The organism is Enterobacter sp. MGH 24 (assembly GCF_000493015.1).
GTDB lineage: Bacteria > Pseudomonadota > Gammaproteobacteria > Enterobacterales > Enterobacteriaceae > Enterobacter.
Genome location: NZ_KI535657.1, coordinates 2,399,906 through 2,425,531 on the forward strand (window position 1 = coordinate 2,399,906; position 25,626 = coordinate 2,425,531).

Here is a 25,626-nt window from a genome sequence, read left to right on the forward strand (position 1 = left end):
TCTCCTTCAGTCAGTAATCGGCAGCGTGGCCACAGGTTTTTTTATCAGCGGTACTATCGCCGCGCCCGCGCACACCATTGCCAGTGACAGGAAAATAAACGCGCTTTCGTAACTGTGGCTTTTCCCGACAAGATAGCCAATTACGACAGGCGAAACGAAGCCCCCCAGCGTTCCACCGGTGTTTATCAGGCCGATAGCCGAGCCCATAATGTTCTCCGGAAGGCGTTTCATCGGCAGGGTAAAGGCGGTAACAAAGGTTGCCATCAGGAAGATCTCGCCCACGAACAGCAGGATGCTGGCCGTCAGTGCCGTGGCGGTATGGAAGATGCCGAAAATAGCGGCAGCACCGATCAGCGCGCAGATCAAAATCACCTGCGGCTCGCGATTATGGAAATATTTCCCGACGAACCAGCCGGTGCACAAGGACGAGAGCCAAATCCCCGCGCCACCGACGGCGACGATATAACCGGAGGTTTCCAGCGGCATTCCCCTGCTCTGGACGAAGAATTTTGGCAGCCAGGCCATCAGTCCATAGCTGGGAATATTGACGCAGAACACAGAGACAAAGAGTAGCACCACCGTCGGGTTACGCCACAGGGCGCCGTTTTGCTCACCTGACTGCTGGCGCGGCGCAGGTTTCTGATAGGGCACGCGCACGGCGATCAGCACGCCGATGGCACAAGCAACGATCCCCAGCGCCACAAACGACGCGTGCCAGCCCAGATGCTCCAGTGCAGAGACGGCCACAATTGGCCCCACGGTCATTGCCAGCCCGGCGGAGGAAAGCAAAACCGATTGCGCAAAGGTACGTTTTTCCAGCGTGAAATTGCTGACCACCGCTTTCGCGCAAGAGCAGGGATAGCCGGAATGCCCCACTCCGGAGAGAAAGCGAAACAGCAGCAGCAGGCCAAAGCTCATGCCCAGCGCACCGAAGCACAGGGCGAAAATCCCCAACGCGCACAGGGAGAGGATCAGCATGGTTTTATAGCCGAGTCTGTCGTTCATCCAGCCCGCTGGCAGCTGAAAGAGAGAGTAGGCCAGGAAGAAAATGCCGGTAATGTAGCCCAGCTCCGCGCTGGTGAGGCCGAACTCTTTTTCGATAGGCAGCAGGGCAAACCCCATGACGGTTTTATCGATATAAACCACGACATAGCCGACAAAAAGCAAAAAAATCATCTGTGACTGGCTTTTCATATTATTTTCCGCCTGACGTCAGAGTGTGATGAGGAGTGTGGTGTGTATTCCGAATCTAGGGGTTTACCCGAGACTCGGGAAGATATAATTTTTCTATAGGTGATGCTTTTTTGTTATAGGGTGAGTGATGAGATATTTGCCAAAGCTTGGGCATCTTCAGGCCTTTCGTCAGGTGGCACGTAGCGGCAGTATTCGTTCAGCCGCGCGTGAGCTGGGCGTTTCTCAGCCCGGGTTGAGCCGAACATTGCGTGAGCTTGAGCAAACTTTAGGCACGCAACTTTTATTGCGCAGCAAAGAGGGCATCGCCCTGACCGAGGCGGGAATGGCCTTTTCCCAACGCGCGGAGTGGGTGCTGGAAGAGTTGCGCCGTGCGGCAGATGAAGTGGAACAGATTAACCATTACACCCACGGACGGTTGACCGTGGGATTCTCGTCACTGATTGCGCTGACGGTGTTTCCCGATGTGGCCGAGGCGTTTAAAGAGACGCTGCCGCAGGTGCTGCTGACGGTTAAAGAAGGACAATTATCATCGCTGTTACCCGGCGTGCGCAACGGTGAAATTGACATCGCCATCGGGTCTGTCGATCCGATGGCGCCGCCAGAAGGGGTGATGATCGAACCCCTGTTCACCTCGCCGTTTTGTATCGTCGCGCGCAAAGGGCATCCGCTGGCTGACGCACGGGATCTGATGGCGCTACGTCAGGCCAAATGGCTGCTGCCGGAGTCATCAATGGGTTACTACCAGCAGCTGCAAAATGAGCTCAGCCATTTTTACCGACAGGTCGATGTGACTCCGCTGCGTACGGATTCTGTTATCACCGGCCTGAGTATGGTGCTCAACGCGGACTATCTAACGGTGGTTGCTCGGGCAATGTGTCAGCCGCTGCAGCTTGATGACAAGCTGGTCGCGCTGCCCATCGCCCAACTGCCGTCGGCTCAGTATTGTGCGGTGTGGTCGCAGAAATCGGCGATGACCACTAACGCGCGCCAGTTTTTAATCCGCCTGCGCGAGGCCTGCAGAGGGTTTAGCTGGTAGGGAAAAGATACGACTTTTGACTGACCCAGGATCGACGCCGTCCGCACCATGCTGTAAGTATCTGCTTGCGGAGGTGCTTATGGCCTGGCGTCCGATTCTCTATGTGATCCTCACGACCCACCCCAGACTGAGCGCGCGGCGCGCCCGTTTGCGTCTGGTCATCTAGCTTTTTATTAACAATCGCGGTATAACACACCTTCTTTGGATGTTTAGATGTCCATACGTATAGAAGGTAATATGCAAACACAACAAGAAAATGGGCAGCTTAAGCGCACCATGAAAACACGCCACCTGATTATGCTCTCGCTGGGTGGCGTGATTGGGACAGGGTTATTCTTCAATACCGGCTACATCATTTCCACGACCGGGGCGGCGGGCACGCTGCTGGCGTACCTGATAGGCGCGCTGGTGGTCTGGCTGGTGATGCAGTGTCTGGGCGAACTCTCCGTGGCGATGCCGGAAACCGGCGCGTTCCACGTCTATGCCGCCCGCTATCTTGGCCCGGCGACGGGCTACACCGTGGCGTGGCTCTACTGGCTCACCTGGACGGTCGCGCTCGGCTCGAGCTTTACCGCCGCGGGCTTCTGCATGCAGTACTGGTTCCCGCAGGTGCCCGTCTGGGCGTGGTGCGTGGTCTTCTGCGTGGTGATTTTTGGCCTGAACGTCATCTCGACGCGCTTCTTTGCTGAAGGCGAATTCTGGTTCTCCCTGGTCAAAGTCATCACCATCATCGCCTTTATTATTCTTGGCGGGGCGGCGGTCTTTGGCTTTATTCCGATGCAGGACGGTTCCCCCGCGCCGGGCTTAAGCAATATCACTGCCGAAGGCTGGTTCCCGCACGGCGGCCTGCCGATCCTGATGACCATGGTGGCGGTGAACTTTGCCTTCTCCGGTACCGAGCTTATCGGCATCGCGGCGGGTGAAACCGAAAACCCGCACAAGGTCATTCCGGTTGCGATCCGCACCACCATCGCGCGCCTGATTATCTTCTTTATCGGTACCGTGTTTGTGCTGGCGGCGCTGATCCCAATGCAGCAGGCGGGCGTGGAAAAGAGCCCGTTCGTGCTGGTGTTTGAAAAGGTCGGTATTCCTTACGCGGCGGATATCGTTAACTTCGTGATCCTGACGGCGATCCTCTCGGCGGCGAACTCGGGTCTGTATGCCTCCGGGCGCATGCTGTGGTCGCTCTCTAACGAGAAAACGCTCCCGCGCTGCTTTGCCCGTGTGAACAAAAATGGCGTGCCGCTGACGGCGCTGTCGGTCTCTATGCTCGGCGGCGTGCTGGCGCTGTTCTCAAGCGTCGTGGCGCCGGACACGGTGTTCGTCGCGCTCTCGGCGATTTCAGGTTTTGCGGTGGTGGCGGTCTGGATCAGCATCTGCGCGTCGCACTTCGTTTTCCGTCGCCGTCATCTGCAGTCCGGGCAGCCGCTCTCTGCGCTGCAGTACCGCGCGCCGTGGTATCCGCTGGTGCCGGTGCTTGGTTTTATCCTCTGCGTGGTGGCCTGTGTCGGCCTGTGGTTTGACCCAAGCCAGCGCATTGCCCTTTATTGCGGGCTTCCGTTTGTCGCCCTGTGTTATGGTGCGTACTACCTGACCCGAAATATGACATCGCAGGAGCCTGAACATGTCGCAGAATAACCCGCTTACCGCCCTCCTTGAAAAGCAGCCGTTTGTGGTGCTGGATGGCGCGATGGCGACGGAGCTGGAAGCGCGCGGCTGTAACCTGGCAGACAGCCTCTGGTCTGCCAAAGTGCTGGTGGAAAACCCGGAACTCATCCGTGAAGTGCATCTCGATTACTATCGTGCGGGCGCGCAGGTGGCTATCACCGCCAGCTATCAGGCCACGCCTGCGGGCTTTGCGGCACGCGGTCTGGACGAAGCGCAGTCTCGTGCGCTGATCGGCAAAAGCGTGGAGCTGGCGCGTAAGGCGCGCGAAGCGTATCTGGCCGAAAACCCGCATGCGGGCACCCTGCTGGTGGCGGGCTCCGTTGGGCCGTACGGCGCGTATCTGGCGGATGGTTCTGAGTATCGCGGCGACTACGTGCGCAGTGCGGAAGAATTCACCACCTTCCACCGCCCGCGCGTGGAAGCGTTGCTGGATGCGGGCGCTGACCTGCTGGCCTGCGAAACGCTGCCCTCGTTTGTGGAGATTAAGGCGCTGGCGGCGCTTCTGGCCGAGTACCCCCGCGCCCGGGCGTGGTTCTCGTTCACCTTACGAGACAGCGAGCACCTGAGCGACGGTACGCCGCTGCGTGAGGTGGTCAGCGTGCTGGCACACTCTCCGCACGTTGTCGCGCTGGGCATTAACTGCATTGCTCTGGAAAACACCGCGGCGGCGCTGAAGCATCTGCAAAGCCTGACGTCGCTACCGCTGGTGGTCTACCCGAACTCGGGCGAGCATTATGACGCGGTAACCAAAACCTGGCACCACCACGGTGAAGCGTGCGAGACGCTGGCGGGGTATCTGCCGCAGTGGCTGGAAGCTGGCGCGAAGCTGATTGGCGGATGCTGTCGGACCACGCCGAAAGACATTGCTGAGCTGAACGCGCAGCGCTGAGTGCTTTGCCGGGTGGCGGCTACGCCTTACCCGGCCTACGGATCGCTTACCCTCTCACACGGGGAGAGGGGAAAAAACAACCGCACAAAACCAACTATCCTTTCCCGCTTTTTATCTAAAAACGAATCGTTATGAGCGATTCATTTTTATTCCTTTATCAAAATTCCCGCGCCGGAAATACTGCCCTCATAACAACAAGGGGAGCAGGCACTATGGCAATTTCATCGCGAATCACATTACTCGGCGCACTGGCGCTGTGGGCTTTTCAGGCGCAGGCGGTGGACGTCACCGTCGCGTATCAAACCTCTGCGGAACCGGCGAAAGTCGCGCAGGCGGACAACACCTTTGCCAAAGAGAGCGGGGCGAAAGTCGACTGGCGCAAGTTCGACAGCGGGGCGTCCGTCGTGCGCGCGTTAGCCTCCGGCGACGTGCAGATCGGCAATATCGGCTCCAGCCCGCTGGCGGTTGCGGCCAGCCAGCAGGTGCCGATTGAGGTGTTCCTGCTCGCCTCACAGCTCGGTAACTCTGAAGCGCTGGTGGTGAAGAAAAACATCACCAAACCGGAAGATCTGATCGGCAAACGCATCGCCGTGCCGTTCATTTCAACTACGCACTACAGCCTGCTGGCGGCGCTGAAACACTGGGGCATCAAGCCGGGTCAGGTACAAATTATCAACCTGCAGCCGCCGGCGATTATCGCCGCCTGGCAGCGCGGCGACATTGACGGGGCCTATGTGTGGGCACCGGCCGTGAATGAACTGGAAAAAGACGGCACCGTGCTGACCGACTCTGAAAAAGTGGGCCAGTGGGGCGCGCCAACCCTCGACGTGTGGGTCGTGCGCAAAGACTTTGCCGAGAAACATCCTGAGGTGGTGAAAGCCTTCGCCAAAAGCGCGATTGACGCCCAGCAGCCGTACATCTCTAACCCGGATGAATGGCTGAAGCAGCCGGCTAACCTGGAAAAACTCTCCCGCCTGAGCGGCGTGCCGCAAGCGGACGTGCCGGGGCTGGTGAAGGGCAATACCTATCTGACCCCCGCGCAGCAGGTGCAGCAGCTGGCCGGGCCGGTCAACAAAGCGATTGTGGATACCGCCACCTTCCTGAAAGAGCAGGGCAAAGTGCCCGCGGTGGCGGCGGATTACAGCCAGTACGTGACCGACCGCTTTGTGAAATAAGGAGTCCGCCATGCTGAATATTACAAATCTGTACGCCGATTACGGTGGGAAGCCCGCGCTGGAGGACATCAACCTGACGCTGGACAGCGGTGAACTGCTGGTGGTGCTGGGTCCGTCAGGGTGCGGAAAAACCACGCTGCTGAATCTGATCGCCGGGTTTGTCCCTTATCAGCATGGCACCATTCAATTGGAAGGAAAAAAGGTGGAAGGCCCGGGGGCCGAGCGCGGCGTGGTCTTCCAGAACGAAGGATTGCTGCCCTGGCGCAACGTGCAGGAAAACGTGGCGTTTGGACTACAGCTTGCAGGCATCAACCGCGAACAGCGGCTGGAAACGGCGCGGGCGATGTTGAAAAAAGTGGGCCTGGAAGGGGCGGAAAAACGTTTTATCTGGCAGCTTTCCGGCGGCCAGCGCCAGCGCGTGGGGATTGCCCGCGCGCTGGCTGCGAATCCGCAGCTGTTGCTGCTGGACGAGCCGTTCGGGGCGCTGGATGCCTTCACCCGCGAGCAGATGCAAACCCTGCTGCTGCGCCTGTGGCATGAGACGGGCAAGCAGGTGCTGTTGATTACCCACGATATCGAAGAGGCGGTGTTTATGGCGACCGAGCTGGTGCTGCTCTCGCCGGGGCCGGGCCGCGTGCTGGAGCGTTTGCCGCTGGATTTCGCCCGCCGCTACGTCGCGGGAGAACCCGTGCGCAGCATCAAATCCGATCCGCTGTTTATCGAACAGCGTGAATACGTCTTAAGCCGCGTGTTTGAACAACGGGAGGCTTTCTCATGAGCATCGTCTTCAGTGAAAAAACGCGCCGCACGCGTCTGGCACTGCGCTGGCCTTTCTCGCGCCAAATCACCTTGAGCGTCGGTACGCTGCTGGTCTTGCTGGCGGTGTGGTGGGCGGTTGCTGCCCAGCAGTGGGTCAGCCCGCTGTTTCTGCCGCCGCCGGGACAGGTGCTGGCCAAACTCATTACCATCGCCGGGCCGCAGGGCTTTATGGATGCCACGCTCTGGCAGCACTTAGGTGCAAGTCTGGCGCGTATTCTGGTGGCGCTGCTGGCGGCGGTAATTATCGGGATACCGGTCGGGATCGCGATGGGCTTAAGCCCGACGGTGCGTGGCATCCTCGACCCGCTGATTGAGCTTTACCGTCCGGTCCCGCCGCTGGCCTATCTGCCGCTGATGGTGATTTGGTTCGGCATCGGTGAAACGTCAAAAATCCTGCTGATTTATCTGGCGATTTTCGCCCCGGTCGCCATGTCGGCGCTGGCGGGCGTGAAGAGCGCCCAGCAGGTGCGGATCCGCGCGGCGCAGTCGCTGGGTGCCAGCCGCACGCAGGTGCTGCTGTTCGTGATTTTGCCGGGTGCGTTGCCGGAGATTTTAACCGGGCTGCGCATTGGCCTCGGCGTGGGCTGGTCCACGCTGGTGGCGGCAGAGCTGATTGCAGCCACGCGCGGCCTTGGGTTTATGGTGCAGTCGGCGGGAGAGTTCCTGGCGACTGACGTGGTACTGGCAGGGATCGCGGTGATCGCCGCGATCGCCTTTGGATTAGAACTGGGGCTGCGCGCGTTACAGCGTCGCCTGACGCCCTGGCATGGAGAAATACAATGAGTGAACGTCTGACCATTACCCCGCTGGGGCCGTACATTGGCGCGCAGGTGTCGGGCCTGGATGTGACCCGTCCGCTGAGCGATAACCAGTTTGAGCAGCTGTACCACGCGGTGCTGCGCCATCAGGTTGTTTTCCTGCGCGAACAGGCGATCACCCCGCAGCAGCAGCGCGCGCTGGCCCTGCGCTTTGGCGATCTGCATATCCACCCCGTCTATCCGCATGCGGAAGGGGTGGAGGAGATTATCGTTCTGGACACCCACAACGATAACCCGCCGGACAACGACAACTGGCACACCGACGTGACCTTTATCGAGACGCCGCCCGCCGGGGCCATTCTGGCGGCGAAGCTGCTGCCGGAAACCGGCGGCGATACCCTGTGGACCAGCGGGATTGCGGCGTATGAGGCGCTCTCCGCGCCGTTCCGGACGCTGCTGAGCGGGCTGCGGGCGGAGCATGACTTCAAAAAATCGTTCCAGGAATACAAGTACCGGAAAACGGAAGAGGAGCATCAGCGCTGGCAGGAGGCGGTCGCGAAACATCCCCCATTGCTGCACCCGGTGGTGCGGACCCATCCGGTCACGGGCAAGCAGGCGCTGTTCGTGAACGAAGGGTTCACGACGCGCATTGTGGACGTGTCCGAGAAAGAGAGTGAGGCGCTGCTGGGATTCCTGTTCGCGCATATCACCAAGCCGGAGTTTCAGGTGCGCTGGCGCTGGCAGGAGAACGACCTGGCGATCTGGGATAACCGCGTAACGCAGCACTATGCCAATGCGGACTATCTGCCGCAGCGCCGGATTATGCAGCGGGCGACGATTTTGGGGGATAAACCGTTTTACCGTCCCTGAACCGTCGCACCCGTAGGCCGGGTAAGGCGTAGCCGCCACCCGGCAATTGTGCACCGTTCTTGCCGGGTGGCGCTGCGCTTACCCGGCCTACAAAAAACTGCACATCTAAAGGTGCGCCTCAATATACCGCTGATAGCGGTTCGCCTTCAGGTAACACAAATCCACCAGCACCAGCCCGTCGACGCAGTCGTTAAATGCCGGGTCGCTGCCGAAATCAATAAACTGCACGCCGCCGGGTTCGCACAGCTCGGAATACTGCTTGTAGAGCGGCGGAATGCCGCAGCCCAGATTGCCGAGCAGGGATTTCAGCTTCGTCAGATCGTCCACGTAATCCACGCCGCCAAACTGCGCGAGCACGTCCGGCAGCGATGCGGGATACGGCTGACGAGAAGCGGCCAGCGGATGCGTCGCCGGGAACCACAGGCGGTAAAAGGCGACCAGCAGATCCCGCGCGGCAGGCGGTAAGCCGCCGGAAATCGAGACCGGGCCAAACAGGTAGCGGTAGTGCGGATAGCGCGCCAGGTAAGCCCCAATGCCGGACCATAAATAATCCAGGCCGCGGCGTCCCCAGTAGCGCGGCTGAATAAAGCTGCGCCCCAGCTCAATGCCGTGTTCCAGCACGTCCTGCATTTTGTCGTCGTAGTGGAACAGGCTATAGCTGTACAGCCCTTCCAGACCGCGACGCTCAACCTGTTTTGCGGTTGGCATAAAGCGATACGCGCCGACGATCTCCAGATCCTCATCATCCCAGAGGATCAGGTGCAGATAATCGTCATCGTAACGATCGGTGTCCCGGCGTTTACCACTCCCTTCCTCCACCGCGCGAAAGGCAATCTCGCGCAGGCGGCCCAGCTCGCGCAGCAGCGGGGCGTCTTCCTGACCGTTGCGCTGCCAAAGATAGATGGTTTTACCGTCGCTGGTATTGCCCAGACATTCGGCCTGCGCCAGCGCGCGTTTCAGGGTGGCCCGGTCTTCCGGACGGGCAATGGCGCACTGGGTTTTAAAGACGCCAGGCACTCCCTTGCCAAGACGCATCACGTGCTGACGACACTGCTCGGCCATCTCACGCGACGAAAGGGTGGCGCTATGCCAGTGATGCCACGCAATCTGCTGGCCGATTTTAATCGGCAGCTGGCTGTGGCGGCGGCGGAACATTTGCTGCATCAATAGCAACATCGACAGAGTTGGCGACACCAGCGTGCTGGCATAAAAGAGCAGGCTGTTATGCGCCTGAATATGCACCGGCAGCAGCGGGGCGCGCAGCTTGCTGGCGAGTTTGATAAAGCCGGAGTGCCACTTTTTGTCGCGAACGCCTTTGCGCGTGGGGCGGGACACTTCTCCGGCCGGGAAGAAGATCAGCACGCCCGCGTTTTGCAGATGCTGTTCCATCTGCACCAGCGACGTTTTCGCCGTCCTGCCGCCCATATTGTCCACCGGAATAAACAGCGAGCTGAGGGGTTCAAGGTGGGTCAGCATCCGGTTGGTCACGACTTTAACATCGCGTCGCACGCGGGAGACGGCGTACATCAGCGCCAGTCCGTCCAGCGTACCCGTCGGGTGGTTGGCAATAATGACCAGCGGGCCATGTTCGGGGATTTGTTCAAGATCGCGGGCGGAAACGGTGCAGAGAATATCAAGGTGTTCCAGAACTTGCTCCACCATATCCAGTCCTTTCAGGTGGCGGTGTGCTGCGGCAAATTGCTGAAATTCGTCTTCGTAAAACAGTCTTTTTAACAGACTTTTTTGCCAGGGTGCAGGCCTCGCCTGAGGCCAAAGATCGTCGAGAACGCTATCGAGGCTAAACATGATTACTCCTCCTGCCGTCTTGCGAAGACAGTAGAAGGAGCAGATGTCGATTGTATTGCAGTTTGGTGAAGATTAGCGGAGGATTTTTTTCTCGGCCAGATCCAGCGCGAAGTAGCTGAAAATCAGATCCGCGCCTGCGCGTTTGATGGCGCCGAGGCTTTCCAGGATCACTTTCTCTTCGTCAATGGCACCCGCCAGCGCGGCGAATTTGATCATCGCGTACTCGCCGCTGACCTGGTAAGCGCCCAGCGGCAGCTCGGTACGCTCGCGGATGTCGCGCAGAATATCAAGGTACGCGCCAGCCGGTTTTACCATCAGGCAGTCTGCGCCCTGGGCTTCATCAAGCAGAGATTCACGAATCGCTTCCCGACGGTTCAGCGGGTTCATCTGATAGGTTTTACGATCGCCTTTCAGCGCCGTGCCCGCCGCTTCACGGAACGGGCCGTAGAAGGAGGAGGCGAATTTGGTGGAGTAGGACATGATGGCGGTGTCGGTAAAGCCTGCCGCGTCCAGCGCCTGACGAATCGCCTGAACCTGTCCGTCCATTGCCGCAGAAGGCGCGATGAAGTCCGCACCCGCAGCGGCAGCGACCACAGCCTGCTTGCCAAGGTTCAGCAGGGTGGCATCGTTATCCACGCCGTGATCGCACAGCACGCCGCAGTGGCCGTGAGAGGTGTATTCGCAGAAACAGGTATCGGACATGACGATCATTTCCGGCACGGTCTCTTTGCAGATGCGGGACATGCGGGCGACGAGGCCATCCTCTTTCCACGCGTCGCTGCCGGTGGCGTCGGTATGGTGAGAGATGCCGAAGGTCATCACCGAGCGGATCCCCGCGTTGGCGATGCGTTCGATCTCACGCGCCAGATATTTCTCCGGAATGCGCATTACGCCCGGCATGGCTTCGATGGCTTTGTAGTCATCGATCTCTTCTTCGACAAAAATCGGCAACACCAGATCGTTTAAGGTCAGGGTTGTCTCTTCAAACATAGCGCGCAGTGCAGGTGACTTGCGCAGGCGGCGGGGACGTGCAATTAAATCGGTCATGGTATGCCTGATGTTTGTGGAACAAAGAAGGCTAGTGTACCTCAAAGTGAAGACAGGTGTTTTACTAAAGTGGGCATTTTGTTTTTTGCAAAATGCGGCAGGGCAGGCTTTATATCATCAATATATAATACAGGTCAGTATATTGCTGAAAGGAAGAGGTATTCGTGTTGTTTCTATATTAAGGGGAATGCATCATTAAAAATGATCTATTATTTTTTGTTATATGCTTTGCATTGGTGAGGCTGTATTTTAACGTTTTGTTTTTATAATATTTATCTCGAGTAACCCATGCGTTTGCCGTTTTGAAGGTGCTATTGGTCTGGATACGGACTTAATGGAAACATTCATTGAACCTTTTCTAAATGAAAATGCATAATTCCCTCCGCAATAAAATATTGCCAAATGATGTGATGGACAAACTTGCTTACGTCCCTGAGGAGGGATGACCCAATGCAAACATGGAAAAAGAAACTGGTTGTATCTCAACTTGCATTAGCCTGCACCCTGGCTATCGCTTCTCAGGCCAATGCGAAGGATATTTCCGGTACGACATATAATACGTTTGGATATGATAATACCGCGTCTACCCCCTGGTATTATGGTTACGCTGACTGGGATTACTCCGATGCCAGCCACGATGGTGATATTTATCCGGTGATTAATAAATCTACCGTGAATGGTATTATTTCAACGTATTATCTGGATGATGGTGTCAATGGCCATGCCAATGCGCTGAGCATTTCTAACAGCACCATAAATGGCATGATCACGTCTGAATGTATGACCACGACCTGTGCAGATGGTGTAGATACCGACGGCACCAATCATACTCAGTACGATCGTTTTAGTTTGACGGTGGATAATTCTACTATCAACGATACCTATGAGCATTATGCTTACGACGTTGTAAATGGCGACAATACTGAAACCCATTATCTGGATACATATGCTCTGGGTAATGCGATTACGCTGGACGTAGAGTCTGATATCGTTATTCAGAATAACTCCCACGTAGCGGGCATCACACTGACGCAGGGTTATCAGGAGCCGGATAATACTCCTTACGACGGTGTTGAAGGCGTAGCCAACAGCAGCAAAGTCTTTACTGACACACTGCTGGTGAAAGACTCGGTACTGACTTCTGGTGCATACAGCGACCTGGGCACCAGCGGATTCTACGGCCAAACCGCGAAGCCGAGCGATTATGGAGAAACCAACGCGACAGCGGCGGATGATGCGGCGCTGATTGTGGCCGCCAGCGCGTCTGATAACGCGATGCAGACCGCCGCCACATTCGATCACTCCACCGTTACTGGTGACATTCTTTTCTCCAGCACCTTCGACAACAATTTCTACCCGAACGGCGATCCGGCAACCGATATCACCGATGACGGTGTGTATAACCCAACCACCAACGGCTGGGACGGTACCGATAAGCTCGACGTTACGCTGACCAACGGCAGTAAATGGGTGGGCGCAGCTCAGTCAAGTGTTGAAGCCATTGGTACCTCCCAGATGTACGGCCAGGGATATAGTGATGTGGACTGGAGCACCCTGTCCCCTAACAGCATCTGGCCTGACTCCACCTATGACAGCAACGACCACGTAGCGGGTGAAGAGGTCTATCAGAGCGGTCTGTTTAACATCGTGCTGGATAACGGCTCTGAGTGGGATACCCGCAAGGTTTCTAACATCGACATGCTGACGGTAAACAACCAGTCTCAGGTCAATGTTGAAAACTCAGGCCTGCTGGCGGATACCATCACCCTGACCAATGCTTCTTCAATGAATATCGGTGACAGCGGCGCCGTGGCGACCGACCATCTGTATCTGGACAGCTATAGCCGTGCGGCACTGACGGAAGAAACGGCCGAACTGTATGCCAACACCATCACCGTGGATAACGGTGCTGAGCTGGCGCTGGGGCTGGGTCAGGTTGATACGCACAATATGGTCCTGACCGATGGTGGTGTACTGAACGTTGCCAGCCGTGATTATGTGCTGAACAGCGATCTGAACAACGCACGCTATATCACCAACGATAAGTACAATGCTGATTATGACTACGGTGTTGTGGCGATTAACTCAGATGGCCATCTGTCAGTGAACGGTGACGTTGCAGGTAACTACCAGGTGCGCATTGACGATGCGACAGGTGCCGGTTCCGTTGCTGATTACAAAAACAAAGAGATTATTCGCGTCTATGACAATAACGCGGATACCACGGCCAGCTTTACTGCTGCAAACAAAGCCGATTTAGGTGCTTACACCTACCAGGCGCAGCAGCAGGGTGACACCGTTGTCCTCCAGCAGAAAGCGCTGACCGACTACGCCAATATGGCGCTGAGCATCCCATCTGCCAATACCAATATCTGGAACCTGCAGCAGGATACCGTAGGTACGCGTCTGACCAACAGCCGTCACGGCCTGGCGGACAACGGCGGAGCGTGGGTGAGCTACTTCGGTGGTAACTTCGACGGCGACAATGGCGTTATTAGCTACGATCAGGATGTGAGCGGCATTATGGTTGGTCTGGATACGCAGATTGACGGTAATAGTGCGAAGTGGATCGTCGGCGGTGCGGCAGGTTTCGCGAAGGGGGATATCAGCGATCGTACCGGTCAGGTCGATCAGGACAGCCAGACGGCAATGATCTACGCGTCGGCGAAGTTCATGAACGATCTGTTCCTCGACAGCTCCCTGAGCTACACCCGATTCAACAGCGATCTCTCTGCTAACATGAGCAACGGTCAATATGTTGATGGCAACACCACTAATGACGCAGTTGGTTTTGGGTTGAAACTGGGCTATGACTGGAAACCAAACCTGTCCGGCTATGTCACACCATACGCAGCCGTGTCTGGCCTGTTCCAGTCTGGCGATGATTATCGTCTCAGCAATGACATGCGCATGGATGGGCAATCTTACGATAGCCTGCGTTATGAACTCGGTGTTGATGCGGGTTACACCTTCAACTACGGCGGCGATCAGGCTCTGACGCCTTACTTCAAACTGGCCTACGTCTATGACGATGCCGATAACAATGCCGACATTAACGGTGACAGCATTGATAACGGCGTGAAAGGCTCCGCTGTGCGTGCAGGGTTGGGCACCCAGTTTAGCTTCACGAAGAACTTCAGTGCTTACACTGATGCCACTTATCTGGGCGGCGGCGACGTTGACCAGAACTGGGGCGCAAATCTGGGTGTGAAATATACCTGGTAATGAATAAAGCGGGGGAGTCATATCCCCCGCTTTTTATATACATAAATAAAAATAATATTGAACCGACAAATACGGATGCCTTGAGGTCTGCATGAACGTTAATGCGAAACCGCTTTCTGAATTAAGCCGGCTCGAACAGTGTTTGAAATCAGCCAGTACCCCTTTTAAAACTGCTCCACAACAATTAATTACACCAGGTGAGTGTCATGAACCCCGCACGACCGTATTACAAACCGGTATAATCAAAATTTATCGTTGTTCAGATGAGCTGCTTGTGGGCATCGCAACAGCACCTTTTATTTTAGGGCTGTCCACCGTGATGATTAATCATAGTCAGGAATATAGAGTGGTAGCCAAAACAGCCTGCACGGGATTTTATTTGCCCACTGAAACCACTCGTCAACTTATACAACAGAACGCGCTGTGGAAAGAGGCCTTCGGTTGGTTATCCTGGATAAACTACATTCTTGAGAAACGTGATATGCAGCTGGTGGGAAATAATTCCTACCATCAGATCCGCGCCATGCTGCTGAATATGGCAGAGTGGGATGAAACGCTGCGCTCAAAAATTGGTGTGATGAATCATATTCAACAAAGTACGCGTATTTCACGTTCAGTGGTTGCTGAGGTTCTCGCTGCCCTGCGGCAAGGTAACTACATCAATATGAGCCGGGGCAAGCTGGTCAGCATTAACCGCTTGCCCACGGAATATTAAGATCAGTTAGACGCGGTGAGCACCTGGGCTTTGTTGGCGCTCAGTTCAGCCACTAAGTTATTAATTCCGTCACTCATATTAACGAAACGCGTATGTGGGGAGCGGGTGACCACCACAAACGCGCCGACGTTTGACTGTGGGATCATGGCCATATAGGTGATGAATCCACCGCCGCCGCCGGTTTTCTGAATAATTCCCGGACGGCCATTTTTCGGCGCCATATAGACCCACCCCAGGCCGAGCGCATCGGCTTTACCCGGCACGTCCATCCCGATGACGCGGTGCAGTTGAGTACGCTGATAAATCAGAGTCTGCATGCGATCGGCCTGGCTGGTGCGAGCGTAGAAATCCGAGGAGAGGAACTGCTGCATCCAGCGCATCATGTCGCCAGGCGTGGAATAGACCCCGCCGCTGCCCACGGCCGCGAGCGTGTTATTACAGGGGCTCGCGCCTTTCTCTGCCACCATCAGGCGACGGCACTGATCCGGGGACGGGGTAAAGGTGGTGTCTTTCATACCCAGCGGGCGGGTAATCTGCTCTTCAAATAGCTGCGTATAGGGTTTACCCGCCGCCGTTGAAAGGGCGTCCGCCAGCAGGTCAAAGGCCAGGTTTGAATAAGAGGCCTGCGAACCCGGCGCCGCCTTCAGCGTGGCGGTACTCAGGTAGCTCCAGCGCTGGTCGCGCGTTGGCCAGACAAATACGTCACGATGCGCCGCCCCGCCCGGCTGCTCACGCGGCAGGGCGCTGGTATGAGTGGCAAGGTTCACAAGCCGGATCGGCGTTCCCTGCCAGGTCGGAACCCGGGCGCCTGGCGGCGCGTATTTGCTGAGCGGGTCGTCGAGTTTTACCACGCCCTGGTCGAGCAGTTTCACCAGCATTTCGCTGGTCATGAGCTTGGTTAAGGATGCAATGCGGATAACGGAATCCAGCTGCGGGTGAACGTTATTTCCCGGGCGCGTTTCGCCAAAGCTGCGGAACACACGCTGGTTGCCGTCGATGACGACCATCGCCATCCCGGTCGCGCCGCTGCCGTAATAGATAAGGTTCGCGTAGCGATCGGCAATATCTGAAGCTAAAACGGGCGCCGTCAGCGGTTGGGCTGCCTGGGCGGTAGAAAAGCTCACCGCACACAGCGCGGCAAAAGAGAGCAGACAACGTTTCAACGAAAAGCATCCATGAAGTGAATGAGGAAAGTAATGGGTATTTATACTACTAATCGGTACCGCGCAATGCCCCGAATTGTATAACGATAGCGAGAAAAACGTAACCATGGGTAAATATGAACAATTTACTGACGAGCCATCTCCCATTTTGTGACATCGGGCTTATGATAGGCACCAGTGTCACTCAATCTTACGGAGAACGGTATGTCTGAGAAGCGTGTGGTTATGGTTGTCGATATGCAGAACGGGGTATTTGAAACCCCTCGTCATCAGCGCGAAAAGTGTGTCTTTCTGATCAACCAGCTTACGCAGGCAGCCGACAAGGTGATTTTTATTCAGCATACCGAGGCCGGAGGTCTTGAAGAGGGAAGCGAAGGGTTTGCGCTACTGCCTGAACTCCATCAGCCTGCTGACGCGCTTTACGTGACCAAAACCGCCTGCGATGCCTTCTATAACACCGCGCTTGAGGCGCTGCTGCGTGAGCAGGGCATTCGCGAGTTTGTTATCTGCGGCTGCGCCACCGATTACTGCGTCGATGCGACGGTGAAGAACGGCGTCAGCCGGGGTTATCACATCACCGTCGCGGAAGATGCCCATACTACCGCCAATCGCCCGGCGGCAGAGGCGCAGATCGTGATTAACCACCACAATGACGTCTGGCGTAACTTCATCGCGCCGGCGAATCCTCTCGCAGTGAAACGCACCGAAACAATTCTCGAAAACTGGAAAGCGAACTAATAATCAACCCTCGGGTCTGACCTTTTTGCCCAGGCCGGGAGGCTGGCTCGGGCAGGTTTTTCGTGTGGTAACGTGTTGTGCACAGCAACAACCATAACAACAAGAAGGAAGCATTATGTTTAAGTCTTTTTTCCCAAAGCCGGGGCCTTTTTTCCTGTCGGCATTTATTTGGGCACTCATCGCTGTCATTTTCTGGCAGGCGGGCGGCGGCGCATGGCTGACGCGCATCACGGGGGCAACGGGTGATGTGCCGATTAGCGCGGCGCGCTTCTGGTCGCTGAGCTATCTGCTGTTTTATGCCTACTACATGGTATGCGTGGGGCTGTTTGCGCTGTTCTGGTTTGTTTATTCTCCGCACCGCTGGCAGTACTGGTCGATCCTCGGCACATCGCTGATTATCTTTGTCACCTGGTTCCTCGTGGAAGTGGGTGTGGCGGTTAACGCCTGGTATGCGCCGTTCTACGATCTGATTCAGACCGCGCTGAGCTCGCCGCACAAGGTGACCATCAATCAGTTCTACCATGAAGTCGGGATCTTCCTCGGTATCGCCCTTATTGCGGTGATCATCGGCGTGATGAACAACTTCTTCGTCAGCCACTACGTTTTCCGCTGGCGTACCGCGATGAATGAACATTACATGGCGCACTGGCAGCACCTGCGCCATATCGAAGGCGCCGCGCAGCGTGTGCAGGAAGACACCATGCGTTTTGCCTCCACCCTTGAAGACATGGGCGTAAGCTTTATCAACGCCATCATGACGCTGATCGCCTTCCTGCCCGTGCTGGTAACGCTCTCTGCGCATGTGCCGGATCTGCCGATTGTCGGTCATCTTCCGTATGGTCTGGTGATTGCCGCGATCGTCTGGTCGCTGATGGGTACGGGCCTGCTGGCGGTGGTGGGGATCAAACTGCCGGGCCTGGAGTTTAAAAATCAACGCGTGGAAGCCGCTTACCGTAAAGAGCTGGTTTACGGTGAAGATGATGCTAACCGCGCCTCGCCGCCGACCGTCCGCGAGCTGTTTGGCGCCGTGCGTCGTAACTACTTCCGACTCTACTTCCACTATATGTATTTCAATATTGCCCGTATCTTGTATCTGCAGGTGGACAATGTTTTCGGTTTGTTCCTGCTGTTCCCGTCGATTGTTGCGGGTACGATTACGCTCGGTCTGATGACGCAGATTACTAACGTTTTCGGTCAGGTACGTGGGTCGTTCCAGTACCTGATCAGCTCCTGGACCACCCTGGTAGAACTGATGTCCATCTATAAGCGTCTGCGCAGCTTTGAACGTGAGCTGGACGATCGTGATCTGCAGGAAGTCACCAACACATTTAGCTAATACAGGAAGTTGCTATGTCTTTTGCCGTACCGCGCGCGTTACCGTTGTCCTTGCTGGCCGCTCTTGTGCTGGCAGGCTGTGCCGAAAAAGGGGCCGCTCCGCTCAAAAAGGGGGAGAAGCCCGTCGATGTGGCGAGCGTAGTGCGGCAGAAAATGCCCGCCAGCGTGAAGGATCGCAATGCGTGGGCAGATGCGCTGGCAAAAACCTTTGAAAGCCAAAAGATCGCGCCGACCGAGGAGAATATCTGCTCGGTGCTGGCGGTGGCGCAGCAGGAGTCGATGTACCAGTCAGACCCGGTCGTGCCGGGTCTGAACAAAATTGCCTGGAAAGAGATCGACCGCCGCGCGGAATCCATGCATATCCCGGTGTTCCTAGTGCATACCGCGCTTAAAATCACCTCGCCGAACGGCAAAAGCTACAGCGAACGGCTGGATGCGGTGAAAACCGAAAAACAGCTTAGCGCCATCTTTGATGATTTCATCAGTATGGTCCCGATGGGGCAGAAGCTGTTTGGTTCACTGAACCCGGTACACACCGGTGGCCCGATGCAGGTGAGCATTGCGTTCGCGGAGAAGCATACCGACGGCTACCCGTGGAAAATCGACGGTACGGTGCGCCAGGAGGTCTTCTCCCTGCGCGGCGGGCTGTGGTTCGGCACGTATCATCTGCTGAACTATCCGGCGAACTACAATGAGCCGCTGTACCGCTTTGCCGACTTTAACGCGGGCTGGTATGCCAGCCGTAATGCGGCATTCCAGAGTGCGGTCAGCCGCGCAACCGGCGTCAAGCTGGCGCTGGACGGCGATCTCATCGCCTACGGCAGCAGCGAGGCGGGAAGCACCGAGCTGGCAGTACGGAAATTATCGACCACGCTTGGCTTGAGCAACAGCGACATTCGCCGTCAGCTTGAAAAAGGCGACAGCCTGGCATTCGAGAAAACGGATCTGTACAGGAAGGTGTTTGCGCTTGCGGAGCAGAAAAGCGGGAAAGCGTTACCGAGGGCTTTCCTGCCGGGGATCCAGCTGGAAAGCCCGAAGATCACGCGTAACCTCACTACCGCATGGTTTGCAAAACGCGTGGACGATCGTCGGGCTCGCTGTATGGGGCTTTAACGGCGACGGCGACGGCGGAAGCGAAAGCGCAGCACTAACGCCACAACGCCCAGAATCATACATCCCGCGAGGAAAGGAATCAGGCCGAACAGTGTGCTGACACCAAACCCAATCTCAACTCGCGGACGTCCGTTATCCTGCACCTGCATCAGGTGTTCATAAACGCCAGGCGCATGGACCAGCATATTGAGCAGCTGGGAACCGGCCCAGAAGCAGAACAGGACAAACAGGGCATAAGCGATATTACCCGCCGTGGAGGTTTTTGGTTTGCCGCCAAAAATCGGTTTCGACAATGTAAAGTCAGCCATGTTGACCTCCCGTGGTATCACTCTGTTTTAATACGCGTCTTACGGGGTGAGTTTGACAGGTCATCGCATTTGTCAATATCAGAATCGTGGTAATTTGCGCTCAGGAATCCTCCTGGATTGTCGATTTCTGCAGCACATCACAATTTCATTACTTAAGTGAAATTGCGTCGCGTTTCAGAATTTCCGTATCTGCCACAGACCTGGCCGAAAAACTGTGAGAGGATGTCTTTTTTTCCTGCCGGAGTTGTTATGAAGCTCACGTCCAAACTACGCCGTGACTGGCACTACTACGCCTTTGCCATCGGGCTGATCTTTATTCTTAACGGCGTCGTGGGCCTGTTGGGGTTTGAAGCAAAAGGGTGGCAAACGTATGCCGTCGGGCTGGTGACCTGGGTGATAAGTTTCTGGCTGGCGGGGCTGATTATCCGCCGTCGCCCTGAAGAGACGACAGCGGATGAGGCGGAGTCGGCGAAGCGCGCCGATTAACCGTTTACGGAACTTTTAAGCGCGCTGTCGGCGGCGTGACGCTCCAGCGCCAGTTCGATCAGGCGAGTGATCAACTCCGGGTAGCTCAGGCCGCTCGCCTGCCACAGTTTCGGATACATGCTGATGTTAGTGAACCCCGGCAGCGTGTTGATTTCATTGATCACCACTTCGTTTTCCGGCGTCAGGAACACATCCACGCGCGCCATGCCGCAGCAGCCGAGCGTCTGATAAGCGCGAATGGCGATCGCCCGGATTTTATCGTTAACCGCCGGATCGAGATCCGCAGGCACGACAACCTGCGCCCCTTTGTCATCAATGTATTTGGTGTCGTACGAGTAGAAGTCGCTGTTTAACACCACTTCACCGCAGGTGCTCGCCTGTGGAAAATCGTTGCCCAGTACGGCGCACTCAATTTCACGGCCTTTGATGCCCTGCTCAACCACCACTTTATGGTCGAACTCAAACGCCAGACGGACGGCCTGCGTGAACTCTGCTTCGCTGGTGACCTTGCTGACGCCTACGGAGGAGCCCTGGTTTGCCGGCTTCACAAACAGCGGCAGACCCAGCTCTCCGCTAATTTGCGCGAAGGTGTGCGTGTCGCGGTTGGCGCGGGTGAGGGTCACGAATGGCGCAATGTTCAGCCCGGCATCGCGCAGCAGGCGTTTGGTGACGTCTTTGTCCATGCACGCGGCAGAGCCGAGTACGTCCGAACCGACGAACGGCAGGTTGGCCATGCGCAGCATCCCCTGCAGGGAACCATCTTCCCCCAGAGTGCCGTGGACGATGGGGAAGACAACATCGATCTGGGCGAGAGCCTGCGCGTTGCCGGCGTCGATGAGCTGCCCCTTCACGACGCCGGGTACGGTGGCGACGCTCACTTCTGAAGGATTAAGGGCAATGTGTGCCGGATCGTGAGCATTCAGCAGATACTGGCTGGCATCGTTAACGTGCCACTGGCCCTGCTTATCAATGCCCAGCAGCACCACGTCGAAACGGCTTTTATCGATTGCATCAACGATATTTTTGGCCGATTGCAATGACACTTCGTGTTCCGCTGATTTTCCCCCAAAGACAATACCTACGCGCTGCTTAGCCATCTCACTCTCTTCCAGTCTGACGAAAAGCCAATAACATACCACGATGCCCGGCGGGTTTCGCGGCCTTCTGCCATAATGTTTTGGGGAATGTTGAGGGGGGAGAGTGAAAGGAAAAACGCTGCTGACCGTTTTGATTATTGTGGCCGTTGCAACGGCGGGTTACCGCTGGTTGCCGTCTTACTACAACCCTTTCATGCCGCTGACCCTTGACGACCCGCCGGGCCGAATCACCCAGTATAAGCTTCGGCGCTTAACCCCCGAGGCGTGCGCGAGCCTGCTGTCGCAGGCTAACCAAAGAGATCTCATCCGCACCCAGCCGGTGGCGAACAGCGGCGGCGCGTGTCCGCTTAACAACGTTGTGCGCGTACGTGACTTCGGCCCGGTCAGCCTGAACAGCAGCTTTCTTGCCAGCTGTCCGCTGGCGCTCGGCTCTGCGCTGTTTATCAGCCAGCAGGCCCGGCCGCTGACAAAACGCTATACGGGCAGCGACCTGACCCGCATCGACCATCTCGGCAGCTTTGCCTGCCGCAATATTTACCACCGCCCTGACGCACGACGCAGCGAACATGCCACGGCGGAAGCGCTGGATATCGCCGCTTTTCGGCTGGCGAACGGGGAACGCGTCACGGTGCTGAACGGCTGGAAGGCGGCAACAACGCAGCCATGGCTGAAGGCAATGCTGGCGGCAAGCTGCGGCTACTACGGGAACGGTCTGGGGCCAGAGTATAACGCGGCGCACGCCAACCACTTTCATCTGGGGATGCGCGGTGTTGGGCTCTGCCGCTGAAGCATAATATTCCGCCAGAAAATGGATGATTTGTGACTTATTTCACAAATATGATGACTGGGAAGATAAAACACCAAAGTCAGTCAGGCCGCATCTCTGGTGCGACGTCAAAACGCGTAACTTGCTAATCTGTAGGCGAATTCGCCTAAAAATGAAGACTATTTCTTTATGGAATCCTGGAAAGTTAATCTCATCTCGGTCTGGTTCGGCTGCTTCTTCACCGGGCTGGCCATCAGCCAGATCCTGCCGTTCCTGCCGCTGTACGTTTCGCAGCTGGGGGTGACCTCGCATGAAGCGCTCTCCATGTGGTCCGGCCTGACGTTCAGCGTCACGTTTCTGGTCTCCGCCATTGTGTCACCGATGTGGGGCAGCCTGGCGGATCGGAAAGGCCGAAAACTGATGCTGCTGCGCGCCTCGCTCGGGATGGCGATTGCCATTCTGCTGCAGGCCTTCGCCACCAACGTCTGGCAGCTGTTTTTCCTGCGCGCGGTGATGGGGCTGACGTCAGGGTACATTCCGAATGCCATGGCGCTGGTCGCCTCTCAGGTGCCGCGCGAGCGTAGCGGCTGGGCGCTGAGTACGCTCTCCACGGCGCAGATCAGCGGCGTCATCGGCGGTCCGCTGCTGGGCGGCTTTCTGGCGGACCACGTCGGGCTGCGCGCGGTATTTATCATCACTGCGATCCTGCTGGTGGTCAGTTTTCTGGTCACGCTCTTTCTTATCAAAGAGGGAGGCCGCCCGGTTATCAGTAAATCGGAACGCCTGAGCGGCAGGGCCGTCTTCGCCTCTCTGCCTTATCCTGGGCTGATGATCAGCCTGTTTGTGACCACCATGGTTATCCAGCTTTGTAACGGTTCGGTCGGTCCGATTCTGGCGCTGTTTATCAAGTCGATGGAGCCGGAGAGCACAAATATCGCTTTTCTGAGCGGCATGATTGCCGCCGTGCCGGGCGTATCCGCCCTGATTTCCGCGCCGCGTCTGGGAAAACTGGGTGACAGGATCGGCACGGCGCGCATCCTGATGGCGACGCTGATCTTTGCGGTGGTGCTCTTCTTCGCGATGTCGTTTGTCACCTCTCCGCTTCAGCTTGGCGTATTGCGATTTCTGCTCGGGTTTGCTGATGGCGCCATGTTGCCAGCGGTACAGACCCTGCTGGTTAAATATTCCAGCGACCAGGTGACGGGGCGTATTTTTGGCTATAACCAGTCATTTATGTATCTGGGGAATGTTGCCGGTCCGCTTATTGGCGCATCCGTTTCCGCGATGGCCGGTTTTCGCTGGGTATTTGCGGCCACAGCTATTGTCGTTTTAATCAATATTATCCAGCTGGCTATTGCGCTGCGTCGCCGCAGACAAATGGCGGAGGCTAAGTCGGCGAGATAATCATTTCGTTGATGTATTATATATTCTTATAGTAGCCGCATTTTTATATAACAAAATGCGGCTTTTTTTATAGAAAAACGTTTCGCTCACCGTGACTGTCCTTTAATTCCGTTCCTGCATCACTTTTGCATACCATAATAAATTTCTTCTCTTTGCATTATGGATTCAGAGTGATAACGTCAGACAAAACTGAAAAAGGAACTGGCACGATGAAAAATCTCATTGCTGAATTGCTGGTCAAGCTGGCACAAAAGGAAGAAGAGTCAAAAGAGCTGGTCGCTCAGGTCGAAGCGCTGGAAATTGTGGTCACCGCGCTGCTGCGACAAATGGCGAAAACCGATCAACAGGCGTTGATTGAGAGCGTTGAAGGGGCGCTGGAGAGCGTCAGACCTGAATCGCAGGTACCGGTTGAAGATGCAGAGATGCTCCACCAATACGTAAAGAAGCTGTTAAGGCATCCGCGCAGCTAAACCGTCACAGGACGTAACGACGTGTCATAGAATTGTCATGCAGGATGCCTATAGTCGCTCTGTTTTTATTTTTATGTATTTGTACATGGAGAAAATAAATTGAAACAGAGCGCACTTTTCATTGCATTACTTCCCCTGTTAATTACTCCCGCCATTTATGCCGACACTTCTCATACCAGCGTGCTGGATAATCGTGCGGCAAAAGGGGATATCACCCAGCCTGGCGGCGCACGCCGTTTATCAGAAGATCAAACTGCCGCTATTCGCGCTTCGCTGAATGATAAGCCGGCGAAAAATATTATTCTGCTAATTGGCGATGGAATGGGCGATTCCGAAATCACGGCGGCGCGGAATTACGCTGAGGGTGCGGGCGGCTTTTTTAAAGGTATCGACGCATTACCGCTGACCGGACAATATACCCATTACGCGCTGGATAAAAAAACCGGTAAACCGGATTACGTTACGGACTCCGCGGCCTCTGCCACGGCGTGGTCCACCGGTGTGAAAACCTATAATGGCGCACTGGGTGTGGATATTCACGAAAAAGATCATCAAACCCTTCTGGAGATGGCAAAAGCGGCGGGTCTGGCGACCGGCAACGTCTCTACCGCTGAGCTTCAGGATGCAACGCCTGCAGCACTGGTGGCGCACGTGACCTCGCGTAAATGCTACGGCCCGTCAGTGACCAGCGAAAAATGCCCAACGAACGCGCTGGAAAAAGGTGGCAAAGGCTCGATTACGGAACAGCTGCTGAACGCGCGTCCTGACGTGACCCTGGGCGGCGGCGCGAAAACCTTCGCGGAAACCGCGACGGCGGGCGAGTGGCAGGGCAAAACGCTGCGCGAGCAGGCGCAGGCCCGCGGCTATCAGCTGGTGAGTGACGCCAGTTCGCTGGCGGCAATTACCGACGCGAACCAGGACAAACCGCTGCTGGGGCTATTCTCTGACGGCAACATGCCCGTGCGCTGGGAAGGACCAAAAGCCTCTTATCACGGCAATATCGATAAACCTGCCGTGACCTGCACCCCGAACCCGAAACGCACTGACAGCGTACCGACGCTGGCGGCGATGACCGATAAAGCCATCTCTCTGCTGAGCAAGAGCGAAAAAGGGTTCTTCCTGCAGGTAGAGGGCGCGTCGATCGATAAGCAGGATCACGCGGCGAACCCGTGCGGCCAGATTGGCGAAACCGTCGATCTGGACGAAGCGGTGCAGAAGGCGCTTGAGTTCGCGAAAAAAGACGGCAACACCCTGGTGATCGTCACCGCGGACCATGCGCACGCCAGCCAGATCATCCCGGCAGATACCAAAGCCCCGGGCCTGACGCAGGCGCTGAACACCAAAGATGGCGCCGTTATGGTGATGAGCTACGGCAACTCTGAAGAAGAGTCCATGGAGCACACCGGCACCCAGCTGCGCATTGCAGCCTACGGCCCGCACGCGGCAAACGTGGTAGGCCTGACCGATCAAACGGATCTGTTCTACACCATGAAGGCGGCGCTGGGTCTTAAATAATAAAATCCCGGCGGAAATCACGTCTGCCG

Annotated in this window: 23 protein-coding genes; 17 read left to right on the forward strand and 6 right to left on the reverse strand. The window is 56.4% G+C overall.

From position 1 onward, the window contains the following. Positions 1 to 6: 6 nt before the first annotated feature. Entirely contained in the window at positions 7 to 1,194 is a 1,188-nt protein-coding gene (locus L370_RS10600) for an MFS transporter (RefSeq protein WP_023334650.1), read from the reverse strand. A 127-nt stretch (positions 1,195 to 1,321) separates the two neighbouring features. On the opposite strand from L370_RS10600, the gene L370_RS10595 reads away from it, so the two are divergent. The 7 genes from L370_RS10595 to tauD all read left to right on the forward strand — a co-directional run bounded on the left by L370_RS10595 (position 1,322) and on the right by tauD (position 8,409). Continuing rightward, the gene (locus tag L370_RS10595) at positions 1,322 to 2,230 is read left to right on the forward strand and encodes a LysR substrate-binding domain-containing protein (protein WP_023334651.1); all 909 of its coding nucleotides are present in this window, start codon (positions 1,322 to 1,324) and stop codon (positions 2,228 to 2,230) included. A gap of 237 nt (positions 2,231 to 2,467) precedes the next feature. Beyond that, positions 2,468 to 3,868, forward strand: a complete 1,401-nt coding sequence (mmuP, locus tag L370_RS10590) for an S-methylmethionine permease (RefSeq protein ID WP_023334652.1) — start codon at positions 2,468 to 2,470, stop codon at positions 3,866 to 3,868. Beyond that, positions 3,855 to 4,787, forward strand: a complete 933-nt coding sequence (gene mmuM, locus L370_RS10585) for a homocysteine S-methyltransferase (RefSeq protein ID WP_023334653.1) — start codon at positions 3,855 to 3,857, stop codon at positions 4,785 to 4,787. Before mmuP ends, mmuM begins: the two co-directional genes overlap by 14 nt. A gap of 212 nt (positions 4,788 to 4,999) precedes the next feature. Then, positions 5,000 to 5,962 carry a taurine ABC transporter substrate-binding protein gene (gene tauA / locus L370_RS10580; RefSeq protein ID WP_023334654.1) on the forward strand — a complete coding sequence of 321 codons (963 nt, stop codon included), beginning with the start codon at positions 5,000 to 5,002 and terminating at the stop codon, positions 5,960 to 5,962. Between the two features lie 10 nt (positions 5,963 to 5,972). Continuing rightward, positions 5,973 to 6,740 (forward strand): taurine ABC transporter ATP-binding subunit, encoded by a 768-nt coding sequence (gene tauB / locus L370_RS10575; protein ID WP_023334655.1) that lies wholly within the window; start codon positions 5,973 to 5,975, stop codon positions 6,738 to 6,740. Beyond that, the gene (tauC, locus tag L370_RS10570; protein WP_010427972.1) at positions 6,737 to 7,564 is read left to right on the forward strand and encodes a taurine ABC transporter permease TauC; all 828 of its coding nucleotides are present in this window, start codon (positions 6,737 to 6,739) and stop codon (positions 7,562 to 7,564) included. The genes tauB and tauC overlap by 4 nt, the downstream gene beginning before the upstream one ends. Beyond that, entirely contained in the window at positions 7,561 to 8,409 is an 849-nt protein-coding gene (tauD, locus tag L370_RS10565; RefSeq protein WP_023334656.1) for a taurine dioxygenase, read from the forward strand. Before tauC ends, tauD begins: the two co-directional genes overlap by 4 nt. Positions 8,410 to 8,514: 105 nt before the next feature. Here the strand turns inward: tauD and L370_RS10560 are convergent, their stop codons facing one another. Continuing rightward, on the reverse strand, positions 8,515 to 10,215 hold the full coding sequence (locus tag L370_RS10560) for a bifunctional ornithine lipid synthase OlsF (protein ID WP_023334657.1): 1,701 nt from the start codon (positions 10,213 to 10,215) through the stop codon (positions 8,515 to 8,517). A 72-nt stretch (positions 10,216 to 10,287) separates the two neighbouring features. Further along, complete coding sequence (gene hemB, locus L370_RS10555; protein WP_023334658.1) at positions 10,288 to 11,262, reverse strand: porphobilinogen synthase; 975 nt, start codon at positions 11,260 to 11,262, stop codon at positions 10,288 to 10,290. 450 nt (positions 11,263 to 11,712) lie between these two features. Between hemB and L370_RS10550 the strand changes: the two genes are divergently transcribed. Together L370_RS10550 and L370_RS10545 are read left to right on the forward strand one after the other, a co-directional pair. Further along, on the forward strand, positions 11,713 to 14,487 hold the full coding sequence (locus tag L370_RS10550; RefSeq protein ID WP_023334659.1) for an autotransporter outer membrane beta-barrel domain-containing protein: 2,775 nt from the start codon (positions 11,713 to 11,715) through the stop codon (positions 14,485 to 14,487). 91 nt (positions 14,488 to 14,578) lie between these two features. Beyond that, a complete protein-coding gene (locus tag L370_RS10545; protein WP_023334660.1) occupies positions 14,579 to 15,202 on the forward strand; it encodes a helix-turn-helix domain-containing protein in 624 nt (207 codons plus the stop codon). Positions 15,203 to 15,204: 2 nt separating this feature from the next. Here L370_RS10545 and ampH read toward each other — a convergent pair whose 3' ends face one another. After that, complete coding sequence (ampH, locus tag L370_RS10540; protein ID WP_023334661.1) at positions 15,205 to 16,365, reverse strand: D-alanyl-D-alanine-carboxypeptidase/endopeptidase AmpH; 1,161 nt, start codon at positions 16,363 to 16,365, stop codon at positions 15,205 to 15,207. Between the two features lie 204 nt (positions 16,366 to 16,569). Here ampH and L370_RS10535 point away from each other — a divergent pair, with 204 nt between their 5' ends. The 3 genes from L370_RS10535 to L370_RS10525 all read left to right on the forward strand — a co-directional run bounded on the left by L370_RS10535 (position 16,570) and on the right by L370_RS10525 (position 19,551). Continuing rightward, entirely contained in the window at positions 16,570 to 17,103 is a 534-nt protein-coding gene (locus L370_RS10535; RefSeq protein WP_023334662.1) for an isochorismatase family protein, read from the forward strand. A gap of 115 nt (positions 17,104 to 17,218) precedes the next feature. Beyond that, positions 17,219 to 18,439: a peptide antibiotic transporter SbmA gene (gene sbmA / locus L370_RS10530; protein ID WP_023334663.1), complete on the forward strand. Its 1,221-nt coding sequence runs from the start codon at positions 17,219 to 17,221 to the stop codon at positions 18,437 to 18,439. A gap of 14 nt (positions 18,440 to 18,453) precedes the next feature. Continuing rightward, positions 18,454 to 19,551, forward strand: coding sequence for a DUF1615 domain-containing protein (locus tag L370_RS10525; protein WP_023334664.1), 1,098 nt, complete (start codon positions 18,454 to 18,456; stop codon positions 19,549 to 19,551). On the opposite strand, the gene L370_RS10520 is transcribed toward L370_RS10525, so the two are convergent. Further along, a complete protein-coding gene (locus tag L370_RS10520) occupies positions 19,548 to 19,859 on the reverse strand; it encodes a DUF2755 family protein (protein ID WP_023334665.1) in 312 nt (103 codons plus the stop codon). The genes L370_RS10525 and L370_RS10520 overlap by 4 nt on opposite strands. A 249-nt stretch (positions 19,860 to 20,108) precedes the next feature. Between L370_RS10520 and L370_RS10515 the strand changes: the two genes are divergently transcribed. Further along, positions 20,109 to 20,345, forward strand: coding sequence for a DUF2754 domain-containing protein (locus tag L370_RS10515; protein ID WP_023334666.1), 237 nt, complete (start codon positions 20,109 to 20,111; stop codon positions 20,343 to 20,345). Here L370_RS10515 and ddlA read toward each other — a convergent pair. Then, positions 20,342 to 21,442 (reverse strand): D-alanine--D-alanine ligase, encoded by a 1,101-nt coding sequence (gene ddlA, locus L370_RS10510; RefSeq protein ID WP_023334667.1) that lies wholly within the window; start codon positions 21,440 to 21,442, stop codon positions 20,342 to 20,344. The two genes, L370_RS10515 and ddlA, sit on opposite strands and share 4 nt — an antisense overlap. Positions 21,443 to 21,545: 103 nt before the next feature. Between ddlA and L370_RS10505 the strand changes: the two genes are divergently transcribed. The 4 genes from L370_RS10505 to phoA all read left to right on the forward strand — a co-directional run bounded on the left by L370_RS10505 (position 21,546) and on the right by phoA (position 25,597). Beyond that, a complete protein-coding gene (locus L370_RS10505) occupies positions 21,546 to 22,229 on the forward strand; it encodes an extensin-like domain-containing protein (protein ID WP_023334668.1) in 684 nt (227 codons plus the stop codon). Positions 22,230 to 22,397: 168 nt separating this feature from the next. Then, a complete protein-coding gene (locus tag L370_RS10500) occupies positions 22,398 to 23,612 on the forward strand; it encodes a multidrug efflux MFS transporter (RefSeq protein ID WP_023334669.1) in 1,215 nt (404 codons plus the stop codon). A gap of 209 nt (positions 23,613 to 23,821) precedes the next feature. Next, positions 23,822 to 24,082: an anti-adapter protein IraP gene (gene iraP / locus L370_RS10495; protein ID WP_023293178.1), complete on the forward strand. Its 261-nt coding sequence runs from the start codon at positions 23,822 to 23,824 to the stop codon at positions 24,080 to 24,082. A 99-nt stretch (positions 24,083 to 24,181) separates the two neighbouring features. Next, a complete protein-coding gene (gene phoA, locus L370_RS10490) occupies positions 24,182 to 25,597 on the forward strand; it encodes an alkaline phosphatase (protein WP_023334670.1) in 1,416 nt (471 codons plus the stop codon). Positions 25,598 to 25,626 lie beyond the last annotated feature (29 nt).